This window comes from Rhizobium sp. OAE497 (assembly GCF_040546565.1).
Lineage (GTDB): Bacteria > Pseudomonadota > Alphaproteobacteria > Rhizobiales > Rhizobiaceae > Rhizobium.
In genome coordinates, this window is record NZ_JBEPOA010000002.1 from 1,003,853 (window position 1) to 1,025,852 (window position 22,000).

21 protein-coding genes are annotated in these 22,000 nt (G+C 62.9%); 16 read left to right on the plus strand and 5 right to left on the minus strand.

Translation table 11 applies throughout. The features are described from left to right. Window positions 1–23: 23 nt before the first annotated feature. Together ABIE40_RS24290 and ABIE40_RS24295 are read right to left on the minus strand one after the other, a co-directional pair. Window positions 24–782, minus strand: a complete 759-nt coding sequence (locus tag ABIE40_RS24290) for an alpha/beta hydrolase (protein ID WP_199628168.1) — start codon at window positions 780–782, stop codon at window positions 24–26. A 42-nt stretch (window positions 783–824) separates the two neighbouring features. Next, complete coding sequence (locus ABIE40_RS24295; protein WP_199628167.1) at window positions 825–2,594, minus strand: cytochrome c biogenesis protein DipZ; 1,770 nt, start codon at window positions 2,592–2,594, stop codon at window positions 825–827. 258 nt (window positions 2,595–2,852) lie between these two features. Between ABIE40_RS24295 and ABIE40_RS24300 the strand changes: the two genes are divergently transcribed. The 5 genes from ABIE40_RS24300 (at window position 2,853) to ABIE40_RS24320 (ending at window position 6,839) form a co-directional block, all read left to right on the plus strand. Beyond that, on the plus strand, window positions 2,853–3,896 hold the full coding sequence (locus ABIE40_RS24300) for an alpha/beta fold hydrolase (protein WP_199628166.1): 1,044 nt from the start codon (window positions 2,853–2,855) through the stop codon (window positions 3,894–3,896). A 97-nt stretch (window positions 3,897–3,993) separates the two neighbouring features. Beyond that, on the plus strand, window positions 3,994–4,734 hold the full coding sequence (locus tag ABIE40_RS24305; protein ID WP_199628374.1) for a response regulator: 741 nt from the start codon (window positions 3,994–3,996) through the stop codon (window positions 4,732–4,734). Next, the gene (locus tag ABIE40_RS24310; RefSeq protein ID WP_199628165.1) at window positions 4,731–6,053 is read left to right on the plus strand and encodes a sensor histidine kinase; all 1,323 of its coding nucleotides are present in this window, start codon (window positions 4,731–4,733) and stop codon (window positions 6,051–6,053) included. Before ABIE40_RS24305 ends, ABIE40_RS24310 begins: the two co-directional genes overlap by 4 nt. Before the next feature lie 160 nt (window positions 6,054–6,213). Continuing rightward, window positions 6,214–6,630 (plus strand): organic hydroperoxide resistance protein, encoded by a 417-nt coding sequence (locus ABIE40_RS24315; protein ID WP_199628164.1) that lies wholly within the window; start codon window positions 6,214–6,216, stop codon window positions 6,628–6,630. A 53-nt stretch (window positions 6,631–6,683) separates the two neighbouring features. Then, window positions 6,684–6,839, plus strand: a complete 156-nt coding sequence (locus ABIE40_RS24320) for a hypothetical protein (RefSeq protein WP_199628163.1) — start codon at window positions 6,684–6,686, stop codon at window positions 6,837–6,839. On the opposite strand, the gene ABIE40_RS24325 is transcribed toward ABIE40_RS24320, so the two are convergent. After that, a complete protein-coding gene (locus tag ABIE40_RS24325; RefSeq protein ID WP_199628162.1) occupies window positions 6,809–7,630 on the minus strand; it encodes a helix-turn-helix domain-containing protein in 822 nt (273 codons plus the stop codon). The two genes, ABIE40_RS24320 and ABIE40_RS24325, sit on opposite strands and share 31 nt — an antisense overlap. A gap of 192 nt (window positions 7,631–7,822) precedes the next feature. Between ABIE40_RS24325 and ABIE40_RS24330 the strand changes: the two genes are divergently transcribed. From ABIE40_RS24330 to ABIE40_RS24350, 5 genes are all read left to right on the plus strand, one after another. After that, entirely contained in the window at window positions 7,823–8,914 is a 1,092-nt protein-coding gene (locus ABIE40_RS24330; RefSeq protein ID WP_199628161.1) for an ABC transporter ATP-binding protein, read from the plus strand. Window positions 8,915–8,936: 22 nt separating this feature from the next. After that, entirely contained in the window at window positions 8,937–10,100 is a 1,164-nt protein-coding gene (locus ABIE40_RS24335; protein ID WP_199628160.1) for a polyamine ABC transporter substrate-binding protein, read from the plus strand. 62 nt (window positions 10,101–10,162) lie between these two features. After that, window positions 10,163–11,029, plus strand: coding sequence for an ABC transporter permease (locus ABIE40_RS24340; RefSeq protein WP_199628159.1), 867 nt, complete (start codon window positions 10,163–10,165; stop codon window positions 11,027–11,029). Further along, a complete protein-coding gene (locus ABIE40_RS24345) occupies window positions 11,029–11,841 on the plus strand; it encodes an ABC transporter permease (protein ID WP_130281361.1) in 813 nt (270 codons plus the stop codon). The genes ABIE40_RS24340 and ABIE40_RS24345 overlap by 1 nt, the downstream gene beginning before the upstream one ends. 13 nt (window positions 11,842–11,854) lie before the next feature. Next, window positions 11,855–12,616 (plus strand): SDR family NAD(P)-dependent oxidoreductase, encoded by a 762-nt coding sequence (locus tag ABIE40_RS24350; RefSeq protein ID WP_130281359.1) that lies wholly within the window; start codon window positions 11,855–11,857, stop codon window positions 12,614–12,616. 7 nt (window positions 12,617–12,623) lie between these two features. Here ABIE40_RS24350 and ABIE40_RS24355 read toward each other — a convergent pair whose 3' ends face one another. After that, window positions 12,624–13,643 (minus strand): LacI family DNA-binding transcriptional regulator, encoded by a 1,020-nt coding sequence (locus ABIE40_RS24355; RefSeq protein ID WP_199628158.1) that lies wholly within the window; start codon window positions 13,641–13,643, stop codon window positions 12,624–12,626. A gap of 275 nt (window positions 13,644–13,918) precedes the next feature. Here ABIE40_RS24355 and ABIE40_RS24360 point away from each other — a divergent pair, with 275 nt between their 5' ends. The 6 genes from ABIE40_RS24360 to ABIE40_RS24385 all read left to right on the plus strand — a co-directional run bounded on the left by ABIE40_RS24360 (window position 13,919) and on the right by ABIE40_RS24385 (window position 20,791). Beyond that, a complete protein-coding gene (locus ABIE40_RS24360; RefSeq protein ID WP_112711050.1) occupies window positions 13,919–14,965 on the plus strand; it encodes an ABC transporter substrate-binding protein in 1,047 nt (348 codons plus the stop codon). Between the two features lie 68 nt (window positions 14,966–15,033). Further along, the gene (locus tag ABIE40_RS24365) at window positions 15,034–15,852 is read left to right on the plus strand and encodes an ATP-binding cassette domain-containing protein (protein ID WP_199628157.1); all 819 of its coding nucleotides are present in this window, start codon (window positions 15,034–15,036) and stop codon (window positions 15,850–15,852) included. After that, window positions 15,849–17,105 carry a sugar ABC transporter permease gene (locus ABIE40_RS24370; RefSeq protein WP_130281355.1) on the plus strand — a complete coding sequence of 419 codons (1,257 nt, stop codon included), beginning with the start codon at window positions 15,849–15,851 and terminating at the stop codon, window positions 17,103–17,105. The genes ABIE40_RS24365 and ABIE40_RS24370 overlap by 4 nt, the downstream gene beginning before the upstream one ends. A 27-nt stretch (window positions 17,106–17,132) precedes the next feature. After that, window positions 17,133–17,861: an SDR family oxidoreductase gene (locus tag ABIE40_RS24375; RefSeq protein ID WP_199628156.1), complete on the plus strand. Its 729-nt coding sequence runs from the start codon at window positions 17,133–17,135 to the stop codon at window positions 17,859–17,861. A 63-nt stretch (window positions 17,862–17,924) separates the two neighbouring features. Continuing rightward, window positions 17,925–19,559 carry an FGGY-family carbohydrate kinase gene (locus tag ABIE40_RS24380; protein ID WP_199628155.1) on the plus strand — a complete coding sequence of 545 codons (1,635 nt, stop codon included), beginning with the start codon at window positions 17,925–17,927 and terminating at the stop codon, window positions 19,557–19,559. A gap of 206 nt (window positions 19,560–19,765) precedes the next feature. Then, a complete protein-coding gene (locus tag ABIE40_RS24385) occupies window positions 19,766–20,791 on the plus strand; it encodes an endo-1,4-beta-xylanase (protein ID WP_199628154.1) in 1,026 nt (341 codons plus the stop codon). A gap of 32 nt (window positions 20,792–20,823) precedes the next feature. Here the strand turns inward: ABIE40_RS24385 and ABIE40_RS24390 are convergent, their stop codons facing one another. After that, on the minus strand, window positions 20,824–21,984 hold the full coding sequence (locus tag ABIE40_RS24390; RefSeq protein WP_199628153.1) for an NAD-dependent epimerase/dehydratase family protein: 1,161 nt from the start codon (window positions 21,982–21,984) through the stop codon (window positions 20,824–20,826). Window positions 21,985–22,000 lie beyond the last annotated feature (16 nt).

Consider the following 22,000-nt stretch of genomic DNA (forward strand, 5'->3'; position numbering starts at 1 on the left):
CTGCGCACCCGCCGCGCCAGTGCTTACTTGCCTGCCTCTTTCGCAGCGTCTTCAATCGCTTCCGCGACTTTCTGCGCCTGCGATGCGAAGACGGTGTGGCTCGCCTTGATCTCCGTCACCTTGCTCCCGGCGCGCTTGGCCATGTCCCGCTCCAGGTCGGGATTGATGGAGCGATCCTCTGTCGCAACGACGGTCCAGCTCTTCTTCGCGCGCCAGGCGGGATCGGCGATCTTGGCGGTAAAGGCTTCCTTGGCGGCGAAGACCTGGGACTTTGCCATGAAGGCTGCCTCGTCCTTCGGCAGGTCGGCGGCAAAGTCGGCGGCGAAGGCCGCGGGATCGAGGTAGAGATACTTGCCGTCCTTGGTCTCCCTGATGTTCATGCCGCCCGCCGGTTTCGAGCTTGCGAGGCCGATCAGGCTTTCGCCCTTGTCCGGCTGGAAGGCCGCGACATAGACAAGGCCCGCGACATCGGACCGGTTTCCTGCTTGGGTGATGACCATGCCACCATAGCTGTGGCCGACGAGGAGGGATGGACCGCTCTGCAGGTCGAGGACGCGGTTGGTGGCGGCGACGTCGTCGGCGAGCGAAGTTATCGGCTCCTGGACGATGGTGACGTTGAAGCCGCGCTTTTCGAGGATCTCGGTGGCCTTCTGCCAGCCCGATCCGTCAGCGAGAGCGCCGTGGACGATGACGATATTCTTGATCTCGGCCGCCTGGGCGGTGAAGGCGGCGGCGCTGATTGCGAAGGCGAGAGCGACGGTGGAGAGCGTGCGATTGGTCATGGAAGAAACTCCTTTTCTGGGTTGGGAAATGCGGATTGATGGTCAGCCGAAGGTGAAGGCGTAGGCGGCGACGCCGGGATCGAGGAAGCGGATCTCGAAGTTGCGGGCCTCGACCTCGCCGCTCTGGCGGACCAGCTGGTAGAGCTTTGTCGACGTGACGATGCCGTTGCCGCTTTCGTCGGTATCGGTGCCATGATTGGCGCCCGGCGCCTTGCCGTCGACCGTCACCTGGAAGCGAACCGGCTTGCCGTCAGCGCCGGGTCCGAGAACGAGATGCAGGTCGCGGGCGCTGAAGCGGTAACTGATGCCGCCATCGGCGGCATCAAGGCTGGCGGCTTCCGGCCCCACGGTCCAGCGCCCTGAAAGACTCCATTCGTTCAGGCCGAGGGAGCCTGCGCTGTAGTCGCGCGGGGTGTCCGCTGCGAGACCGCCGGGGGACGCGAAATTCGAGGCCTGCTGGTAGCCGATATAGGTCTCGCCGGAGCGGACATGACGCAGGTCCGGGCTTGCCTCGGCGCCCTTCGCATCGGGTGTCACAATGGCGCTCGAAGCCATCTGGCTTCCGGCCTCGTGCAGCAGGTCCTGGATAGCCTTTTCGGTCTGGCGGTAGTTGCCCTCGCCGAAATGGGTGTAGCGGATCTGCCCATTGGCATCGATCAGATAGTGAGCTGGCCAGTAGTTGTTCTGGAAGGCGCGCCAGATCTTGTAGTCGTTGTCGATGGCGACGGGATACTTGATACCGAAGTCGCCAACCGCCTTGCGGACATTGTCGATGTTCTTCTCGAAGGCGAATTCCGGAGCGTGGACGCCGATGACGACGAGGCCCTTGTCCGCGTACTTCTCTGCCCAGGCGCGGACATAAGGCGTGGTGCGGATACAGTTGATGCAGGAATAGGTCCAGAAATCCACGAGCACGACCTTGCCGCGAAGTGCTTCCTTGGTGAGCGGCCCGGAATTCAGCCACTGCACGGCGCCATCGAGCGACGGGGCAGGGCCTTCGACCGGCAGATCGCTCTTGAACGGTTGCCCGGTGTCGGCGACGGTATCGATCATGGCGCCGTTGCTGGCAACTTCGGGACCAGACTGCGGCTTGACGTGCAGACGGTCGAGGACGGCCTGTTCCAGAGTGGTGGTGCTGGCATAGGAGAAGCGCGACAGCAGGCTGGTATCGAGGCCGAGCGCAATGACGGTGACACCGGCGAGAACGGCAGCACCCAGCGCCTGGCGGATCCGTTCGCTGACGCCGAGCGATCGCTTCATGGCAGCAAAGACACGACCACCAACGAGAAGCGCTGTGGCGAGCGAGCTGGCCGCCCCGGCGGCATAGGCGAGCAACAGAAAGGTCGTCTGCAGATTGGCGCCCTGGAGGGCAGCACCCGTCAGTACCAGGCCGAGGATCGGTCCGGCGCAGGGCGCCCAGAGCAGGCCCGTCGCAACACCGAGAAGCAGTGAGCTTGCCGGAGAGGCGGTGGCGCCATTGCCCGAGGCATTGAGCAGCCTGTTGCCGAGATCGACGACGGGCTGGGTGATGCCGCCGGCAACGCGCGGCGAGAGCAGGCTGACGCCGAAGATGGCGAGCAGCAACAGTGCGGCAAGCCGGCCATATTCATTGGCGTTGATCGCCCAGCTGCCGCCGACGGCCGCGAGTGTGGCGACCAGCGCAAAGGTGCCGGCCATGCCTGCCAGCATCGGCAGCGTGCTTCGGAAGAAGGGCTGGCCCGCGCGGGCGAAGACGAAGGGGAGGATGGGGAGGATGCAGGGGCTGAGGATCGTCAGCGCGCCTCCGAGATAGGCAATGATGAGAAGCGTCATGGTCGGTTCCTTCCGCTTGGTTGCTCGTGGCCTTTGCCAGCGATGCCGCGAAACTGAAGGGGCGACGTATCCCGGATGTGTCTGATATCCGGCAGAAATGTACCGCAATGTAGCGGGCTGCAGCGAATTGTATCGGAATGTATCTGCAGGCCTCCACGCTACAAAGGCATGCATAAAACCGTCGTTCGCGACACATCGGGGATACATCCGGACTATCTTTTGCTCATCATCAACAGTTCAGGAGATGGAGAGAAAACAATGTCCGAGGAAATCAACCACCAGCGCCGCCGCTTCTTTGGTGTAGCCGCAATGACCGTCGCAGCCGTCGAGTTCGGTATCGGCAGTGTCGCAAGTGCTGCGCAGGCCGCAGCGCCGGTTTCCGCCGCCGTCAAGGCAGGCGGCAACAGCTTTTCAGCCTTGAAGCAGATCCGCGCCGGCGTGCTTGATATCGGCTATGCCGAGGAAGGTCCCGCCGATGGTCCGGCCGTCCTCCTGCTGCATGGCTGGCCCTATGACATCTACAGTTTCGCCGATGTGGCGCCCCGTCTTGCCGCCAAGGGCTACCGGGTGATCATTCCCTATCTGCGCGGCTACGGCACCACCCGTTTCGTTTCGGAAAAGACCAAGCGCAACGGCCAGCAGGCCGCACTCGCCGCCGACATGATCGCGCTGATGGATGCGCTTCATGTCGAGAAGGCTGTCGTCGGCGGTTATGATTGGGGTGGCCGCACCGTCAATATCATGGCGGCTCTCTGGCCGGAGCGCTGCAAGGCGATGGTCTCGGTCAGCGGCTATCTGATCGGCAGCCAGGAAGCGAACAAGAAGCCGCTTCCGCCGAAGGCCGAGCTTGCCTGGTGGTATCAGTTCTATTTCGCCACCGAGCGCGGCCGTCAGGGTTACGACGCCAATCGCCGCGAGTTCTCGAAGCTGATCTGGCATACCGCATCGCCGACCTGGAATTTCGACGACGAAACCTTCAACCGCTCGGCCGACGCTTTCGACAATCCCGATCATGTGGCGATCGTGATCCACAATTACCGCTGGCGCCTCGGACTGGTGAAGGGCGAGGCAAAGTACGATGCCTATGAGGCCGTGCTCGCCAAGGGTCCGGTCATCTCGATCCCGACCATCACCATGGAAGGCGACGCCAATGGTGCGCCGCATCCGGAACCCTCGGCCTATGCCGCGAAGTTCTCGGGACGCTACGAACACCGCACGATCTCGGGCGGTATCGGTCACAATCTGCCGCAGGAGGCCCCGGAAGCCTTCGCGCAGGCGATCCTGGATGTTGATCGTTTCTAGATCGAATATAGGGTGTCACGAATCCCGCACCATCCTGCTGCCCGAGACGTCAGCCGGACGGTGCGGATTGCCCGCATTGGAGGTTGCTGAAAGCGCCATGGAGCATGTCGACCATATCCTGATCGTCGATGACGACAGGGAAATCCGCGAGCTCGTTTCGAGCTATCTGAAGAAGAACGGGCTGCGCGCCACCGCCGTTGCCGACGGGCGCCAGATGCGGAGCTTTCTCGAAGCCAATGCGGTCGATCTGATCATCCTCGACGTGATGATGCCGGGGGACGACGGCCTCGTGTTGTGCCGCGAACTGCGCGCCGGCAAGCACAAGGCGACGCCGATCCTGATGCTGACGGCGCGCAGCGACGAGATGGACCGCATCCTCGGGCTTGAAATGGGCGCCGACGATTATCTGCCGAAGCCTTTCGCGGCGCGGGAGCTGCTGGCGCGCATCAAGGCCGTTCTGCGCCGCACGCGCATGCTGCCGCCGAATTTCCAGGTGAGCGAGGCCGGCCAGATGCTGAGCTTCGGCGAATGGCGTCTGGATACGGTGGCGCGCCACCTGCTGGACAAGGAGGGCACGACGATTGCGCTCAGCGGCGCCGAGTACCGGCTCCTGCGCGTCTTTATCGATCATCCTCAGCGGGTTCTCAACCGTGATCAGCTGCTGAACCTCACGCAGGGGCGCGATGCCGAGCTCTTCGACCGGTCGATCGACCTGCTCGTCAGCCGCCTGCGGCAGCGGCTTGGCGACGATGCGCGCGAGCCGATCTATATCAAGACGGTGCGCAGCGAGGGCTATGTCTTCTCCGTTCCGATCGAGATTTCGGAGTTGCGGCAATGAGCGCGGTGGCCCTTGCAACGTTCGGCCGCGTCTGGCCGAGTACGCTGCGCTCGCGCATTGCCATCATCCTGCTTCTCGGCCTCGCGATCGCCTATGGCCTGTCGTTCAGCGTGCTCTATGCCGAGCGCATGATGTCGGCAAAGGCGGTCATGCTCGGCACACTGGAGAGCGACGTTGCTACATCGATCGCCGTGCTCGACCGGTTGCCGGCGGATCAGCGGGCGGATCTGACCGATCCCCTGAGCCGCGGCAACTATCGTTTCGTGCTCGGCCCGGGCCTGCCGGGTGTTCCCGATCATTCAACACGCGGCGGCGAGATTGCGGCGACCATCAGCGATGCGATCGGTCATCGCTTTCCGATCCGCATGGAAGCGATCCCCGGCGACGTCACGCGCCTGCAGGCGCATCTGACGTTGACCGACGGCACGCCGCTGACGATCGACATCACGCCGAGGGGCATCATGCCGCTGGCGGGGTGGCTGCCTTATGTCTTCGTCGTACAGATGCTGCTCATCGTTCTCCTGACCTGGCTTGCCGTTCGCCAGGCGACACGGCCGCTCGCCGATCTGGCTGCCGCCGCCGATGCCCTTGATCCGAACAAGAAGGGCGAGGTGATGAGTGACAGCGGCCCCAGCGAGGTGGCGCATGCCGCACGCGCCTTCAACGCAATGCGAGACCGCATTGCCCACTATCTCGAAGAGCGCGTGCAGATCCTCGCAGCGATTTCGCATGATCTGCAGACGCCGATCACCCGCATGCGGCTACGCGCCGACATGGCGGACGAATCTCCGGAACGGACCAAGCTGCTGCACGATATCGGCGAGATCGAGCGGTTGGTTCAGGATGGGATCGCCTATGCCCGCAGCTCGCATGGAAACGGTGAAAAATTCTCCCGCATCGACCTCGCGTCCTTCATCGAGAGCCTTTGCTACGACTATCAGGATACGGGAAAGCCCGTGTCCGTCCTTGGACTGGTCAGTGGCACCGCCTCTACCAAGCCGCATGCGCTGCGCCGCATCCTGTCGAATTTCATCGACAATGCCCTGAAATTCGGCGGCACGGCCGAGGTGAGCGTCGAGCGCCGAGAAGAGGGGGCGATCGCCATCACCGTCATGGATCGCGGCCCGGGCATTCCCGGCGATCAGATCGAGGCGGCCATGCAGCCCTTCTTCCGCCTGGAGCAATCGCGAAACCGCGAGACCGGTGGCTCCGGTCTCGGGCTTGCGATCGCGCAGCAGCTGACGGCGGCAATCGGCGGGACGATGCGCCTCTATAACCGCGACGGCGGTGGCCTCGCGGCCGAGCTGGTGATCCACTGAAAAGCGAGCCGCTTGTTGTAGCGGCTCGTATCACTTCTGGCGCCTGCTAAGCTTCGTTACAAATCCCGTACATTCGGGAAACATGCCGGATACGTCGCCGGGTCAAAACACTCCCCGTCAACTGAAGCCGCGTCGCGCGGCAGAAACCAAGGAGTGTCACATGACCACGATCGAAAAGGTTCTCTATACCGGCAAGACACACACCACCGGTGGCCGCGAGGGTGCCGCCCAGAGCAGCGACCGCGCACTGGATGTCAAGCTCTCGCCTCCCGGCAGCGGCCGTCCGGGCACCAATCCGGAGCAGCTCTTCGCCGCCGGCTGGTCGGCCTGCTTCATCGGCGCGATCGGCCTTGCCGCCGGCAAGCGTAAGATCCGTCTTCCGGCGGAGACAGCCGTCGACGCCGAAGTCGATCTCGGCCAGACCGACGGCGCCTATTTCCTACAGGCCCGCCTGAATGTCAGTCTTCCCGGTATCGACGCCGAGCTGGCACGCGAACTTGTCGAGGAAGCGCACCAGACCTGCCCCTATTCGAAGGCGACACGCGGCAACATCAATGTCGAGCTGAATATCGTCTGATCGCCAGTACGAACAAACGGGACGAGGCTTTTGCCTCGTCCCTGGAGCATCCCATGAAATTCATCATCATCGGCATCCTGACAGCCAATGTTTTCGCCGCATCCTGCATCTACGACGCGGCCTCCAACGAGCCTTCGCCGGTTGCGGGACTTGTCGCCGTCGCACAGACGATTGCGGCTCAGCCGGCGGGCAGCAGGTTCTTGAAATAGATCGACAGAAGCTGCGTCTGCGAGGAAATCCCGAGCTTGCGGTAGACGTTGCGGCGGTGGACCTTCACCGTGCCTGTCGAGATATTGAGCTTCAGTCCGATCGACTCGGATGAATGGCCCTGCAGCACAAGATCGACGATCGCGGTTTCGCGGCTCGTCAGATTGAGGTCCCGCCATACGGTATCGGCCGGGGCAAGGTTCGGGTTGCCGCCGGTCTTGCGGTGTTTCTTTCCGCCGGCTGTAAGTTGTGCGTCGAAGCGCGGGGCGAGGCCCGCCCAGTAGTGCCGCACCATATTGGCGATCAGCGGCTCGGCTTTCTTCAGCGTCGCGAAATCGGCCGGCGGAAAGGCGCCGGTCTTCTCGCGCCGCATCAGCGACAGGACGATGGTTATGTCCTTGTCGGCATTGATGAAAAAACCGATCTCTTCGGCGAGCCCCGTCTGAACGTAATAGGTGCGGTAATATTCGCTGGAAAAGAAGCGGTCCGGCGCCAGTTCGCGCATCCTAAGCACGCCTTCGCGCCGCTCCCGGGCCGTATGGTAGAAGGGATCAAGCAGGTAGGGACCGGCCTGGTAGAGCGTGACGAAGACCACATGCTCTTCGGCATCGAAGGTGGAGTAGAGGTCGATCGGCCGTTCCTTGCCGCGATAGGCGAAGACCACGACGTAGTCGAAGCGCACCAGCGCCGCCATCATCTGCCGGAAGGTTTCGCCGAACTCGGCATCGCCCATGGCAGGCCTGCCGACCGTGGCGTTGAAGGCGCCGAACAAGGCTTCCAGATCGGTGCTCATGTGACGGTCTCCCTCTGCCGCCGGCGCAAAATTCTGCGCATCCCCATATACACCTTCCACGAAGCTTTATCCGCTTAAATACCTCTCTCGGGGTATATACCGCGCCGGAAGCTCAGGCTTACTCTTTCCTTAACGACGGTGGCAATAAGGCAGCAAAGACTGCCAATTCCAAACCAACCGCAGGGAACAGACGTGGCATCCGCTTCGACGAACGATATCGAATTCCGTTCTGTCACCAAGAACTATGGCGCTGTGACCGCCGTGACGGACATCAATCTCAATGTGCCCAAGGGTGCCTTCCTGGCGCTGCTTGGCCCTTCCGGCTGCGGCAAGACGACATGCCTGCGCATGATCGGCGGCTTCGAGCAGCCGAGCGAGGGCACGGTGCTGATCGACGGGCGCGAAATGAACGGCGTCCCGGCCTACCGCCGCCCCGTGAATATGGTGTTCCAGCACTATGCGCTGTTTCCGCATTTCAATGTCGAGCAGAATGTCGCCTATGGGCTGAAGCAGATGCGCCCGAAGATCGCGGCGCGCGAGATCGACCGCCGGGTGGCCGAAGCGCTGGAAATGGTGCGTCTCGGCGGCTTTGCGAAGCGCCGTATCCACGAAATGTCGGGCGGCCAGCAGCAGCGCGTGGCGCTGGCGCGCGCCATCGTCAACCGCCCGTCCGTCCTGCTGCTCGACGAGCCGCTTGCCGCCCTCGATAAGAAGCTGCGCTCGGCGATGCAGATCGAGCTGCAGACGCTGCAGCGCGAACTCGGCATCACCTTCGTGCTCGTCACCCACGACCAGGAAGAAGCGCTGTCGATGGCCGATATCGTCTGCGTCATGAGCGCCGGGCAGATCCGCCAGCTCGGCTCGCCGCAGGAAGTCTACGACCGTCCGGCCGATCTCTTCGTCGCCGATTTCGTCGGCAAGACCAACCGGATCGCCGCGACGATGGAGGCCGATGGCACGACGCTGCGGCTCGCCGACGGCTCGGCGATCGCATCCGGCAAGCAGCTTGCGCCGGGCCAGGCGATCGCCGCCCTTCGTCCCGAGGCGATCCGGCTAACACGCGGGCAGGCTATCGGCGGCGCCGCGTTCAGGGGCACGGTCACGCACCGGATCTTCCTGGGCTCCTCGGCGGAATACGCCGTCAGCGTTCCGGGCCTCGGCGATTTCCTGATCACCGCCGACCGCCGCAGCATGAACGAGAGCGATCTCGTGGAGCCGGGCGAGGAGGTATTCCTCGGCTTCGACCCATCCACCATCCATGTCTTTCCAGCATCGAATGCATAAACCAAAACAAGGGAACAGCATCATGAGCAAGGATTATAAGGACAATCTTCCGATCTCCGCCGAAGGCTTCATGGACGAGTTCATGCGGCTCAAGCGTGGCTCCGTCAGCCGCCGCCACTTCCTCGGCATCACCGGCCTCGGTCTCGCCACCGCCGTCATGTCGCGCTTCCCGGGCGCCTTGTCGACGCCTGCCTATGCCGCCGGCGAGCTCGGCACGCAGATGTCGATCGCCACATGGCCGAACTACCACGATCCGGCAACCTTCGAGAATTTCAAGGCCGCTACCGGCGTTGCCGTCGAGGTCAACGTCTTCGGCTCGAACGAGGAAATGCTGGCGAAGCTGCAGGCCGGCGCTTCCGGCTGGTCGCTTTTCGTCCCAACCAACTACACGATCTCGACCCATCACAAGCTCGGCCTGATCGACGAACTCGATCTTTCCAAGATTCCGAATTTCAGCCAGGCGAGCGAAAGCCCGCGCTTCACCAAGGAAGGCCAGATCGACGGCAAGACCTATGCCGTGCCGAAGAACTGGGGTACGACGGGCTTCTCGGTGAACACCTCGAAGATCAAGACCAAGCTCTCGAGCTGGAAGGACTTCTTCGAGATCGCCCAGACCGAGGGCGACGGCCGCACGATGGTGCATGACTATCAGCTGACGACGATCGGCAGCGCGCTGGTTTCGCTCGGCTACGATTTTAATTCGATCAAGGCCGACGAGCTTGCCAAGGCCGAGGAGCTGCTGATCAAGGTCAAGCCGCATCTCTTCGCCATCAATTCCGACTACCAGCCGTCGATGCGCTCCACCGATGCGTGGCTGACGATGTGCTGGACCAATGACGGCGCGCAGCTGAACCGCGACATGCCGGAGCTTGCCTATGTGCTCGGCACCGATGGCGGCGAGATCTGGACCGATTATTACGCGATCCCGAAGGACGCGCCGAACAAGGCGGCCGGCTATGCGCTCCTCAACTATCTGATGGATCCGCAGAACGCCGTGAAGGAGCACATCGCCAACGGTGCGCCGACCACCGACAACCGCGTCATCGCGCTGCTGCCGAAGGACATCACCTCCAACAAGATCGTCTATCCGGACGAAGCGGCACTGACGCCGCTGGAATTCGGCGCCGCCGTGACGCTTACCGATCCGGGCCGTGCCGAACTGATGGCGCGCTTCAAGTCGGCCTAATCTTCGTTGAGAGCTCCGGTCCCTTCACGGGGACCGGAGCCCGACGCTGCGGAAACAGACGTATGTCCCTGACCCTTGCCACGAAACGGCGCCTTGTCACTGCTGCCCTTGTCGGGCCGGCAAGCATCTGGCTGTTCGTCTTTCTCGTCCTGCCCTTCATCGCCATCATCGTCTTCGCCTTCGGCGAGCGGGCGCCGGAGGGCGGGTATCAGGCGGCGTTCACCTTCGCCCAGTTCGCCAATCTCGGCTCGCGCTCGGCGGCCTTCGTCAACACGCTGATTCTGGCGCCGATCGGGGCTGCTGCCTGCCTGCTGGTAGCCTATCCGGTCGCCTATTACCTTGCCGTCAAGGCAAGCCCGAAGCGGCGTCTGCTGCTCGTCTCGCTTGTTGTCGTGCCGTTCTGGACCAGCCTTCTCGTGCGCACCTATGCGTGGATGTACCTGCTCGGCGCCCGCGGAATCCCACATCTTCTGGAGTTCGTCGGTATCGAGAATGTCCGGCTGATCAATACGCCCGGCGCGGTGCTGCTCGGCATCGTCTATGGCTATCTGCCGCTGATGATCATGCCGATCTATGTCTCGCTCGAGAAGCTCGACCGGCGCCTGCTCGAGGCCTCTGCCGATCTCGGCGCCAAGCCCGTCTCGACCTTCTTCGGGATAACCCTGCCCCTGTCGCTGCCGGGGGTGATGACCGGCGTGGCGCTGGTGACGATCCTGCTACTCGGCGAATACCTCATTCCGCAGCTTCTCGGCGGCGGCAAGGTGTTCTTCATCGGCAATGCGCTCGTCGATCTCTTCCTGCAGTCCCGCAACTGGCCGTTCGGGTCGGCGATTGCGGTGACCCTGGTCGCCGTCGTCGTCGTCATTCTGCTGGTCGCCATGCGTATTGCCTGGCGCGTGGCCGGTACCCGTCAGGTGGATCTCGTCTGATGCGCGCGCTGGTCACCTTCGTCTATCTCTTCCTCTACACGCCGATCGCGCTCGTCGTGCTGTTCTCGTTCAACTCCGGCCGCAACGCCAGCGAGTTCGTCGGCTTCTCGACGGAGTGGTATGGCCGGGCGCTCTCCAATACCTTCCTGATGGAAGCGCTGCAGAACAGCCTGATCATCGCCTTCACCAGCGCCGGGCTTGCGGCGATCTTCGGAACCATGGCGGCGATCGGCATGGAACGGCTGGGCGCCCGAATGCGCGCGGTTTTCGACGGGCTGTTTGCCGCGGCGATCGTCGTGCCCGGTGTGGTCATCGGCATCGCGACGCTGGTGGCACTCGTCGAGGTCTTCGGTTTCGTCAATCCCGTCATCGCCGCCATCTGGCCGGGTGACCAGCCGCCGAAGCTGGCGCTCGGCTACGGTTCGATCATCGCCGCGCACGGCCTCTTCACCATGGCGCTGGTGACGATGATCGTCAAAGCCCGCATCGCCAGCCTTGGCCGGGATATCGTCGAGGCGTCGAGCGATCTTTATGCAACGCCGCTCACCACCTTCCGCCAGATCGTGCTGCCGCAGATCATGCCGTCGATCCTTGCCGGCTTCCTGCTCGCCTTCACCTTCTCCTTCGACGATTTCATCATCGCCTTCTTCGTCGCCGGATCGAATACGACGCTGCCGATCTACGTCTTCGCGTCGATCCGCCGCGGCGTCACGCCGGAGATCAACGCGATCGCGACGATGGTGCTGATCGCCTCGCTCGCCCTCATCCTCATCGCGCGCTTCCTGATGCGCGAAAAGACAACGACAAACTGACCGGGGAAATGCCATGATACTTAGGGATCGCGTTGCAATCGTCACCGGGGCGGGCTCCGGCATCGGCCGGGCAGGGGCGCTGATCATGGCCCGCGAGGGCGCCCATGTGATCGCCGCCGATATCGATTTCATGAATGCGGAGGAGACGGTCAGCCAGATCGCCGAGGCCGGCGGCAGCGCCGAAAGCCTGGTGGTCGACGTCACGGATGACAAGGCGCTGGAAAGCGGCATTGCCGCCGTCGTCCTGCGCCACGGCCGCATCGACATTCTCCACAATCATGCCGGCGCGCAGGTGGCAGGCGATCTGGAGCAGGTGACCATCGACGGGTTCGACCGGTCCTGGGGACTGAATGTGCGGGCGCATTTCATGGCTTCGCGGCTGGTGATGCCGATCATGAAGAAGGCCGGCAAGGGCGTCATCCTCAACACCTCATCCTCCTCGGGCGTGCTCTACGACCGCGAGATGATCGCCTATACGACGACGAAACACGCGGTCATCGCCATGACCCGGCAGATGGCCGGCGACTACGCCAAATTCGGCATCCGCGTGAATGCGCTCTGCCCGGGTTGGGTCGATACGCCGTTCAACGAGCCCTTCATCGCGCAGATGGGCGGACGCGGCGCCATCGAGAGCTACATTGCCGACAAGGTGCCGCTCGGCCGCTGGGCCGATGTCTCGGAGATCGCCGAGCCGATCCTCTTCCTCGTCTCCGACCGGTCATCCTACATGACCGGCCAGATCCTCGTCGTCGATGGCGGCGAGACGGTGGTGTAGCGGGACGCTAGGCCCGCTCGGGGATCAGCGGCGGAACCTGGATGATTCCCGGCTTGTTCGAGCCTGATTCGATGAGCTCGAAGACCTTGGTCAGCATACCCGGCACATCCTGGCGCACCATCTCGATGCCGTTGCCGAGCAAGGTGACGAAGGGATCCCAGTCGAAACAGCCGAGCACGAGACTGCGGTCGTCGAGGTGGCCGGAGCGGCGAATCCAGCGAATGACGCCTTCAAGCGAGATGGTCGAATTGACGAACATGCCGCGCGCCAGCGCATTGCCCTTCATGGCGAGATCATCCAGCGCTTTCTCAGCTTTCTCAGGGGCATAGCCGCAGGCGAGGATGTGATCTTCCGCGACCGCGACGCCAAGATCGGCATGCGCCTGGCGGAAGCCGCGGATACGCTCGGCGGTATTGTGATCGCTGCCGCGGCCGCCGATGAAGAGCAGCGGTTCCTTCTTGCCGAGCCGCTCCTCGCAATTCATCAGGATGCGGCGGGTGAGCTCGCGCGCGCCGGCGAAATTGTCGGAGATGACGGATGGTGCAAGGGCGCCCGGAAGGTCGAGATTGAGGCTGCGCACACCGGCGGCGGCGCACATTTCCGTGATTTTATCGGGGTCCGTCGCACCCGTCGCGATCAGGCATTCGACTTGGTAGGAGAGCATGGTGCGCGCCGCCTCGATCTCCAGTTCCGGATCGCGCCGCGTGCAGGTGATGATCGGGAAAAGGCCTCGCGCACGTGCCATGTCTTCGAACAGTTCGACGATCGAGCCGAAGTAGCGGTTATCATATTTCGGCACGAGCATGCCGATGATGTGCGACTTTTCGCGCCTTAGAAGGCTTGCCTGCATGTTCAGCGCATAGCCCTGTTCCTCGGCGATTTTCATGATCTTTTCGGCAAGCTGCGTGCTGATCCGGCGCTTCTTCCAATTGCCATTGAGAACGGCGCTGACGGCGCTGGCGGAGGTCCCTGCGAGCTCCGCCAGATCGTAGATCGTCGTCCTCTTGGCCTGCTTTACGTGATTCAAAATTTGCTTCTCCATTTCGACGTAACTTGACACCAATCGAGAGAAGTGGCAATTCTTGCTTCATCGATTGAGCAAGCTTGCGCAATCGATGTTACAAGCTGGCCTCGTTGCCGGCGCAGGGAGGTATTTCTAAGAAGCTGCGGACTCCGGGTCCTTTCGCAGGGGTGTTTCGCTTTGCCTTTCGTGGGGCGGCGGGGACGGTGGCGAATGCGCGGTAACCGTGGCGACTGGCAGCAATGCCTGGGCCTGTTTTCGAACACACCAAGGAGGAGAAAATGAACTATCGCAATTTGCTTTTGGCCTCGGCGACCGTCGTCATGGGCTTTGCCGGTGCGGCGTCCGCACAGGAGGCGTCCACCGTTGCCTTCCTGATGCCCGACCAGGCATCGACGCGCTACGAGCAGCATGACTTCCCGGGCTTCAAGGCCGAAATGGAAAAGCTCTGCGCCAAGTGCACCGTCGTCTATCAAAACGCCAATGCCGATGCCTCGCTTCAGCAGCAGCAGTTCAATTCGGTGATCGCCCAGGGCGCCAAGGTGATCGTGCTTGACCCGGTCGATTCCGCCGCCGCTGCCGGTCTCGTCGAGATCGCCCAGTCGCAGGGCGTCAAGGTCATCGCCTATGACCGCCCGATCCCGGACAAGCCGGCCGACTTCTACGTTTCCTTCGATAACGAAGGTATCGGCTACGCGATCGCCAAGTCGCTGGTCGAGCACCTGAAGAAGGAAGGCGTTGCCGATGGCGCAGGCGTTCTGCAGATCAACGGTTCGCCGACCGATGCCGCTGCCGGCCTCATCCGCGACGGCATTCATCGCGGTCTGAAGGAATCCGCCTACAAGACGCTCGCCGAATACGACACGCCGGAATGGGCGCCGCCGAAGGCTCAGGAATGGGCTGCCGGCCAGATCACCCGCTTCGGCGCCGACATCAAGGGCGTCGTGGCCGCCAATGACGGCACCGGCGGTGGCGCAATTGCCGCATTCAAGGCTGCTGGCGTCAAGCCGGTTCCGCCGATCACCGGCAATGACGCAACGATCGCTGCGCTGCAGCTGATCATTTCAGGCGATCAGTACAACACGATCTCGAAGCCTTCCGAAATCGTTGCGGCAGCGGCTGCCAAGGTGGCCGTGCAGATGCTGAAGGGTGAAACGCCTGAAGCGAAGACGACGCTCTACAAGACGCCGTCCGAACTGTTCATTCCTGCTGTCGTGACGCAGGAAAACATCAAGGCTGAAATCTTCGACAAGAAGATCCAGACGGCTGATCAGATCTGCACCGGCGAATATGCCGACGGCTGCAAGAAACTCGGCATCACCAACTAAATCTGCCTATAGTGTCCGGCCGCGATCGCCGCGGCCGGACGTTTCCCGGGCAAGAAGGGCTTCAGCCAATGGTTACCGTTAAGGGTATGCCGGAGAAGGGACAGACGATCCTCCGGCTCAGCAATGTTTCCAAGAATTTCGGCGCGGTTTCGGCGCTGACCGATATCGACCTCGAGGTCAAGGCAGGCGAGGTCGTGGCGCTGGTCGGCGACAACGGCGCCGGCAAATCGACGCTCGTCAAGGTTCTCGCCGGCGTGCATCAGCCGTCGTCGGGCAGTATCGAATTCTGCGGCCAGAACGTCACGCTCGACAGTCCCGGCAAGGCGCTCGAGCTCGGCATCGCCACGGTCTTCCAGGATCTGGCACTCTGCGAAAATCTCGATGTCGTCGCCAATCTTTTCCTCGGCCACGAACCGTCGCCCTGGAGCCTCGACGAGGTGGCGATGGAAGTGCGCGCCTGGACGCTGCTCCGCGAACTCGCCGCCCGCATCCCCTCGGTACGTGAGCCGATCGCCTCGCTCTCCGGCGGTCAGCGCCAGACGGTCGCGATCGCCCGCTCGCTGCTACTCGACCCGAAGATCATCATGCTCGACGAGCCGACCGCCGCACTCGGCGTGGCGCAGACGGCCGAAGTGCTGAACCTAATCGAGCGGGTGCGCGAGCGCGGCCTCGGCGTCATCATCATCAGCCACAACATGGAAGACGTGCGCGCCGTCGCGGACCGCATCGTCGTTCTCCGTCTCGGCCGCAACAACGGCGTCTTCACGCCCGATGCGTCCAACCAGGAACTCGTCGCCTCCATCACCGGCGCGACGGAAAACTCCGTATCCCGGCGCCTCGAGCGCAAGAGCAGCACGGCCCAGGAAAACAGCGGGAGCCCGGCATGAGCCAGAAACCATCCACGGCAGCACCGGCTGCCGCACTCGACCGCAGCGATGAGCGCGTCCGTCACGACGACAGCATCGGCGCCATGATCAAGGCCTTTTTCGATCGTGTCCGTTCGGGCGATCTCGGCATGCTGCCGGTTGTTGTCGGCTTGATCGTCATCTCGACGGTCTTCTCGATCCTCAACCCCGTCTTCCTCGCCCCGAACAACCTCGTCAACCTGCTGTTCGACTGTGCGACGGTCGGCGTCATCTCGCTCGGCATCGTCTGCGTGCTGATGCTCGGCGAAATCGACCTCTCGGTCGGGTCGATGAGCGGCCTTTCCTCGGCAATTCTCGGAGTTCTCTGGGTCAATACCGGCTGGCCGCTGCCGCTCGCTATTGCCGTCGCGATCGTTGCCGGTATCGTCGTCGGTTCGCTCTACGCCGTGCTCTATAACAGGCTGGGAATGCCGAGCTTCGTCGCGACGCTGGCCGGTCTGCTGGCACTGCTCGGTATGCAGCTTTATATCCTCGGCCCGACGGGCAGCATCAATCTGCCCTTCGCTTCGTCGCTCGTGCGCTTCGGCCAGATCCTGGTGATGCCGGCATGGCTTTCGCATCTGCTCGCGCTGCTGCCCGGTCTGATCTTGATTGTCAACGGCTTGCGCAAGCGCCAGCAGCGCCAGTCCGTCAATCTTTCGCAGGCGCCGCTCGGCGCGCTGGTCGTCAAGGCGGTGGTCCTGACCGCCGCGCTGGAATTTGCCGCCTATTATCTCAATCTCGGCCGCGGCGTGCCGTGGATGTTCGGCCTGTTCGTCGCGATCGCCGTCATCCTCAACTACGCGCTGACGCGCACGCAATGGGGCCGCTCGATGTTTGCCGTCGGCGGTAATCGCGAGGCGGCGCGCCGTGCCGGCATCAACGTGCGCCGGATCTATCTCAGCGCCTTCGTGCTCTGCTCGACACTGGCAACGATCGGCGGCATCCTGTCCGCCTCGCGTCTTGCCTCGTCCAGCCAGCAGGCGGGCACCGGCGACGTCAACCTGAACGCCATCGCGGCTGCCGTCATCGGCGGTACCAGCCTCTTCGGCGGCCGCGGCAGCGCCTATTCCGCACTGCTCGGCATCATCGTCATCCAGGCCATTTCCAACGGCCTGACGCTTCTCAATCTCAGCTCGTCGCTGCGCTACATGATCACCGGCGCCGTTCTTGCAATCGCCGTCATCGTCGACTCGCTTGCCCGCCGCTCACGTGTCAGCCACGGCCGCGCCTGATCCGCATTTTATGAAGGAGTATTTGCCATGACTGGATTGATGAAGGGCAAGGTTGCCGCCATCACGGGTGCTGCATCGGGTATCGGGCTGGAATGCGCCCGCACCCTGCATGCAGAAGGCGCCACCGTCGTGCTCGTCGACCGCGCCAAGGACAAGCTCGAAGCGCTCTGCAAGGAGATCGGCGAGGGCGCCCTGCCTCTCGTGGTCGATCTGCTCGACGGCAAGCAGGTTTCCGGCATGCTGCCGCGCATCCTGGAGATTGCCGGGCGGCTCGACATCTTCCATGCCAATGCCGGCGCCTATATCGGCGGACAGGTGGCCGAGGGCGATCCCGACGCGTGGGACCGGATGCTGAACCTCAACATCAACGCCGCCTTCCGTTCGGTTCATGCGGTCCTGCCGCACATGATCGAGCAGAAGTCGGGCGACATCCTGTTTACGAGCTCGATCGCCGGCATGGTGCCCGTCGTCTGGGAGCCGATCTACACGGCCTCGAAATTCGCGGTACAGGCCTTCGTTCATTCCACCCGCCGCCAGGTGGCGCCGCATGGCGTGCGCGTCGGCGCGGTTCTGCCGGGTCCGGTGGTGACGGCTCTGCTCGACGACTGGCCGAAGGCCAAGCTCGACGAGGCGCTTGCCAATGGCAGCCTGATGCAGCCGAAGGAAGTGGCCGACGCCGTGCTCTTCATGCTGTCGCGTCCGCGCAACGTGACGATCCGCGATCTGGTGATTTTGCCGAACAGCGTCGATCTCTGAACATCGCAAGGCCCGCTCAAGGGCCGCGATCGACCCTGTTCCGCCTGACCGAAACGAGAGACCATGAGCGACACATCTCACACGCCACAAGCGGGTGCCAAACACGTCATCGGCGTCGATGTCGGCACCGGCAGTGCCCGCGCCGGACTGTTCGACCTCACCGGCCGGATGCTGGCTTCCGCCAAGCGGGACATCACGCTGTTCCATGAGCCGGGCTCGATGGTCGAGCAGTCGAGCACGGAGATCTGGACGGCGGTCTGTGCCTCCGTGCGCGAAGCCGTGTCGCTGGCCGCTGTCGATCCGGCTTCCGTCGTCGGTCTCGGCTTCGATGCCACTTGCTCGCTCGTCGTGTTAGGTGAGGGCGGCAAGCCGCTCGCCGTCGGCCCCTCCGAAAATCCCGAGCGGGACATTATCGTCTGGATGGACCACCGCGCCGTTCCGCAGGCGGAGCGGATCAACGCGCTGGGTCACGACGTGCTCCGCTATGTCGGCGGCAAAATCTCTCCTGAAATGGAGACGCCGAAGCTTCTCTGGCTGAAGGAAAACCGCCCCGAGATTTTCGACAGGGCCTGGCAGTTCTTCGATCTCGCCGATTTCCTGACATGGCGGGCGACCGGCGACCTCTCGCGCTCGACCTGCACCGTCACCTGCAAATGGACCTATCTGGCGCATGAGAAGCGCTGGGATGCTGGCTATTTCGAAGAGATCGGCCTCGGCGCTCTGGCTGACGAGAACTTCCTCCGCATCGGCCAGTCGATCGTCGAACCCGGTTCGCCGCTTGGCCATGGATTGACGGCCGCAGCGGCAGAAGAGCTTGGATTGCCTGTCGGTACCGCTGTCGCTGCAGGGCTGATAGACGCCCATGCCGGCGGCATCGGCACGGTCGGGATCGGCGGAGGCCCGCAGGCCAATCTCGCCTATGTCTTCGGCACCTCCTCCTGCACCATGACATCGACCTCGGAGCCGGCTTTCGTGCCAGGCGTTTGGGGACCGTATTATTCCGCCATGGTCCCGGGGCTCTGGCTCAACGAAGGCGGCCAGAGTGCTGCGGGTGCCGCGATCGACCAGCTTCTCTCCTTCCACCCGGCCGCAGCCGAAGCGAAGGAACGCGCCAGGAGCGCCGGTGTGCCGCTCCCCGTCTTCCTGGCGGATCAGGCGGCCGGAAAGGTTTCTTCCGCATCGGATGCCGTCACGCTCGCCAAGGGGCTCCACGTCGTCCCGGAATTCCTCGGCAACCGCGCGCCCTTCGCCGATCCGCATGCGCGGGCCGTCATCACCGGTCTCGGCATGGAACGGGATCTCGACAATCTGGTCTCGCTCTACATCGCCGGCCTCTGCGGCATTGGCTATGGCCTCAGGCAGATTGTCGATACGCAGGCCGCCACAGGCGTCAGCGTCGAGAATATCGTCATCAGCGGCGGAGCGGGCCAGCATGACTTCGTGCGCCAGCTGCTCGCCGATGCCAGCGGCAAGCCCGTCATCGCCACCAAGGCGGACGAGCCGGTGCTGTTGGGGGCGGCGATCCTGGGTTCGGTCGCGGCAGGGCTGTTTAGCGATGTCCGCGAGGCAATGACCGGACTGACGGCCGTCGATACGACTTTTGCTCCCGCCGATGGCGCCCATGCAGCCACGCATACGGCTCGCTATGAAGGGTTCAAGACACTGCAGAGCGTCGCCAGCAAGCTTCGGCAGTATTGATGGCAAGTATTTCGCCGAATACTGCGAATAAAGGCGCGCCTAAATTAGCGAATAAATAACGGAATAAACCGAAGATGCTCCGCGATCAGCTGGAGCATCTTGCGATGACACGGCAGTTTGGCAGACGATCGATGCTGACGGGGCTGGCGGCGGTAGCCGCAGCCGCTGCCTTTCCGCGTGCGGCAGCCACGGCATGGAGCCCTGCTATGTCCGGTTTGAACGCCCATCTCGCGCCGCAGGGCCGGTACTTCGGCACGGCAGTCAGGATCGACCAGCTGCGCGAGCGTTCAGCTTTGCGCAACGCGGTGCTGCAGAATTGCGGCGCGGTGACGCCGGAGATCGATCTGAAATGGGCAGCGCTCGAATGGAACCGCGGCGCCTATAATTTCCAGCCGGTCGACGAGCTGATCGGCATGGCAACCGAAAGCGGCATCGCGGTGCACGGCCACACGCTGCTCTGGGGCCAAAGTGTACCGCCCTGGGCGATGGAACATATGGCCGCCAATCCGGGCGACTGGTCCGTCATCTCGACTTACATGCAGGCAGTGCTCTCGCATTTCGGCGGCAGGATAGGCCGTTGGGATCTGCTGAACGAGGTCGTCGACACCGCCGAGAGCGACAGTCTTCGCCGCAACATCTTCTACAAGACTTTCGGCCCCGACTATGTCGAGCGAGCGCTGGCGGAAGCCCGCCAGCATGCGCCGCAGGCGAAGTTCCTGATCAACGAGTACAGTCTCGAGTATGACAATCCTGTCGATGCGGCGCGCCGCGTTGCGGTGCTGCGGCTCCTGGAGCGATTGAAGCGGGCAGGGCTGCCTTTTGACGGCCTCGGTGTTCAGGCGCATCTCGATCTCACCAAGGGCAGGGTGAAGCGCAGCACGATCAAGCCGTTTCTGGAGGCGGCGGCCGATCTGGGGCTGGAGATATTCGTCTCGGAGCTGGATATTCAGGAAGCCGATCTCAGTGTGCCCAAGGCGGTGCGTGACCGGAAGGTGTCGGACGAGGTTCGCCGCTATCTGGACATCGTGCTTGAAGTTCCCGCGGTCAAAGGCATCACCTCCTGGGGGCTTTCGGACGGTCTTTCCTGGCTCAATTCGGACGAATACAAGCGTCGTGACGTCAAGGGTGCCGCGACATCGAGCAATCGCGGTCTGCCCTTCGATAACGACATGCGGCCGAAGGAGCTCTATTACGCGATGAACACCGCTTTCTCCGAGGCGAGCATCGGCTGAAAGGGGAGCCGGCGGACCGGCTCCCGCAGGCGTCAGACCATCAGCTTGCTGCTGCTGAGTTCGGCCATGCTGACCGCCGTCTTGTCTACCGGCTTCTTGGCTGTCTTGACCCATTCGATCAATTCGGCCATCCCTTCCTCGAAGTCGCGCTGCGGCGTTACACCGAAGACATCGCGAATCTTGCTGATGTCTGCGAAGCAGTGGCGGATGTCGCCGACGCGGTACTTCTGGAGGATATCGGGAGCGATATTCTTCTGCAGCAGGCGGGCGAGCGTCCGGGCAATGTCATTGACGGTGATCGACTTGCCGCTGCCGACGTTGAACACGTCCCAGACCCGCTTGTCGCTTTCCAGGATCGTCGCGAATGCATTGGCAACGTCCATGACATGGACGAAGTCGCGCTTCTGCTCGCCGTCTTCGAAAACCAGCGGAGGCTGGTCGTTGAGAAGGCGGGAGATGAAGATGGCGGCGACGCCGGTATAGGGGTTGCTGAGTGCCTGGCGCGATCCATAGGCGTTGAACAGGCGGAGCGCCGATGTCGGGATATTCAGCGCGCGGCCGACGGAGAGGAACATCTCCTCATGGTCGCGCTTGTTGACGGCATAGATCGAGGCCGGCTGAAGCAGCTTCTTCTCAGTCGTGGGGATCGGGATGAGCTTGGCGCCATCGCCGGTAAAGAGCTCCCAGCTGCGTTCGGCCAGCTGCTCATGGCTGCGCAGCTCGGGCGCTGTGCTGTCACCGGTGCCTTCGATCTCGTATTCGCCTTCGCCATAGATCGACATCGAGGAGGCGACGACCATGCGCTTGATCGGATGGTTGCCGGAGGCATCAAGCGGCATTCTCGAGAGAACTTCGAGGATGACGGCTGCTGCCATCGTGTTGTTGCGGGTATATTCGACGATGTTGGTCATGCTCTGACCGACGCCGACCGAGGCCGCCAGATGGGCGAGGTGGGTGATGCCCGTCAGGCTCGCTTCGAAGACGCCGTCATCGAGGATGTTGCCCTTGATGCGGCGGGCCTTCTTGTTGAGATAGACCGGCCAGCCCTGCGCGTCCTTTTCGGCATCGCCGTGGACCTGATCCAGCAGGCAATCGAGAACGGTGACTTCGAAGCCGCGCCCGAGGAGATAATCGACAAGGTGCGATCCGATGAAGCCGGCGCCACCTGTTACCAGTACATGTCCTTTCGTCATTTTCCCTACTCCTTAC

What these genes read in the sequence shown, in the direction of transcription:
- ABIE40_RS24385 (WP_199628154.1), top strand. Translation starts at nt 19,766, where the DNA reads ATGTCCGGTTTGAACGCCCATCTCGCGCCGCAGGGCCGGTACTTCGGC.
- ABIE40_RS24300 (WP_199628166.1), top strand. Translation starts at nt 2,853, where the DNA reads ATGTCCGAGGAAATCAACCACCAGCGCCGCCGCTTCTTTGGTGTAGCC.
- ABIE40_RS24310 (WP_199628165.1), top strand. Translation starts at nt 4,731, where the DNA reads ATGAGCGCGGTGGCCCTTGCAACGTTCGGCCGCGTCTGGCCGAGTACG.
- ABIE40_RS24365 (WP_199628157.1), top strand. Translation starts at nt 15,034, where the DNA reads ATGGTTACCGTTAAGGGTATGCCGGAGAAGGGACAGACGATCCTCCGG.
- ABIE40_RS24360 (WP_112711050.1), top strand. Translation starts at nt 13,919, where the DNA reads ATGAACTATCGCAATTTGCTTTTGGCCTCGGCGACCGTCGTCATGGGC.
- ABIE40_RS24375 (WP_199628156.1), top strand. Translation starts at nt 17,133, where the DNA reads ATGACTGGATTGATGAAGGGCAAGGTTGCCGCCATCACGGGTGCTGCA.
- ABIE40_RS24315 (WP_199628164.1), top strand. Translation starts at nt 6,214, where the DNA reads ATGACCACGATCGAAAAGGTTCTCTATACCGGCAAGACACACACCACC.
- ABIE40_RS24345 (WP_130281361.1), top strand. Translation starts at nt 11,029, where the DNA reads ATGCGCGCGCTGGTCACCTTCGTCTATCTCTTCCTCTACACGCCGATC.
- ABIE40_RS24335 (WP_199628160.1), top strand. Translation starts at nt 8,937, where the DNA reads ATGAGCAAGGATTATAAGGACAATCTTCCGATCTCCGCCGAAGGCTTC.
- ABIE40_RS24305 (WP_199628374.1), top strand. Translation starts at nt 3,994, where the DNA reads ATGGAGCATGTCGACCATATCCTGATCGTCGATGACGACAGGGAAATC.
- ABIE40_RS24370 (WP_130281355.1), top strand. Translation starts at nt 15,849, where the DNA reads ATGAGCCAGAAACCATCCACGGCAGCACCGGCTGCCGCACTCGACCGC.
- ABIE40_RS24325 (WP_199628162.1), bottom strand. Translation starts at nt 7,630, where the DNA reads ATGAGCACCGATCTGGAAGCCTTGTTCGGCGCCTTCAACGCCACGGTC.
- ABIE40_RS24290 (WP_199628168.1), bottom strand. Translation starts at nt 782, where the DNA reads ATGACCAATCGCACGCTCTCCACCGTCGCTCTCGCCTTCGCAATCAGC.
- ABIE40_RS24340 (WP_199628159.1), top strand. Translation starts at nt 10,163, where the DNA reads ATGTCCCTGACCCTTGCCACGAAACGGCGCCTTGTCACTGCTGCCCTT.
- ABIE40_RS24380 (WP_199628155.1), top strand. Translation starts at nt 17,925, where the DNA reads ATGAGCGACACATCTCACACGCCACAAGCGGGTGCCAAACACGTCATC.
- ABIE40_RS24350 (WP_130281359.1), top strand. Translation starts at nt 11,855, where the DNA reads ATGATACTTAGGGATCGCGTTGCAATCGTCACCGGGGCGGGCTCCGGC.
- ABIE40_RS24320 (WP_199628163.1), top strand. Translation starts at nt 6,684, where the DNA reads ATGAAATTCATCATCATCGGCATCCTGACAGCCAATGTTTTCGCCGCA.
- ABIE40_RS24390 (WP_199628153.1), bottom strand. Translation starts at nt 21,984, where the DNA reads ATGACGAAAGGACATGTACTGGTAACAGGTGGCGCCGGCTTCATCGGA.
- ABIE40_RS24295 (WP_199628167.1), bottom strand. Translation starts at nt 2,594, where the DNA reads ATGACGCTTCTCATCATTGCCTATCTCGGAGGCGCGCTGACGATCCTC.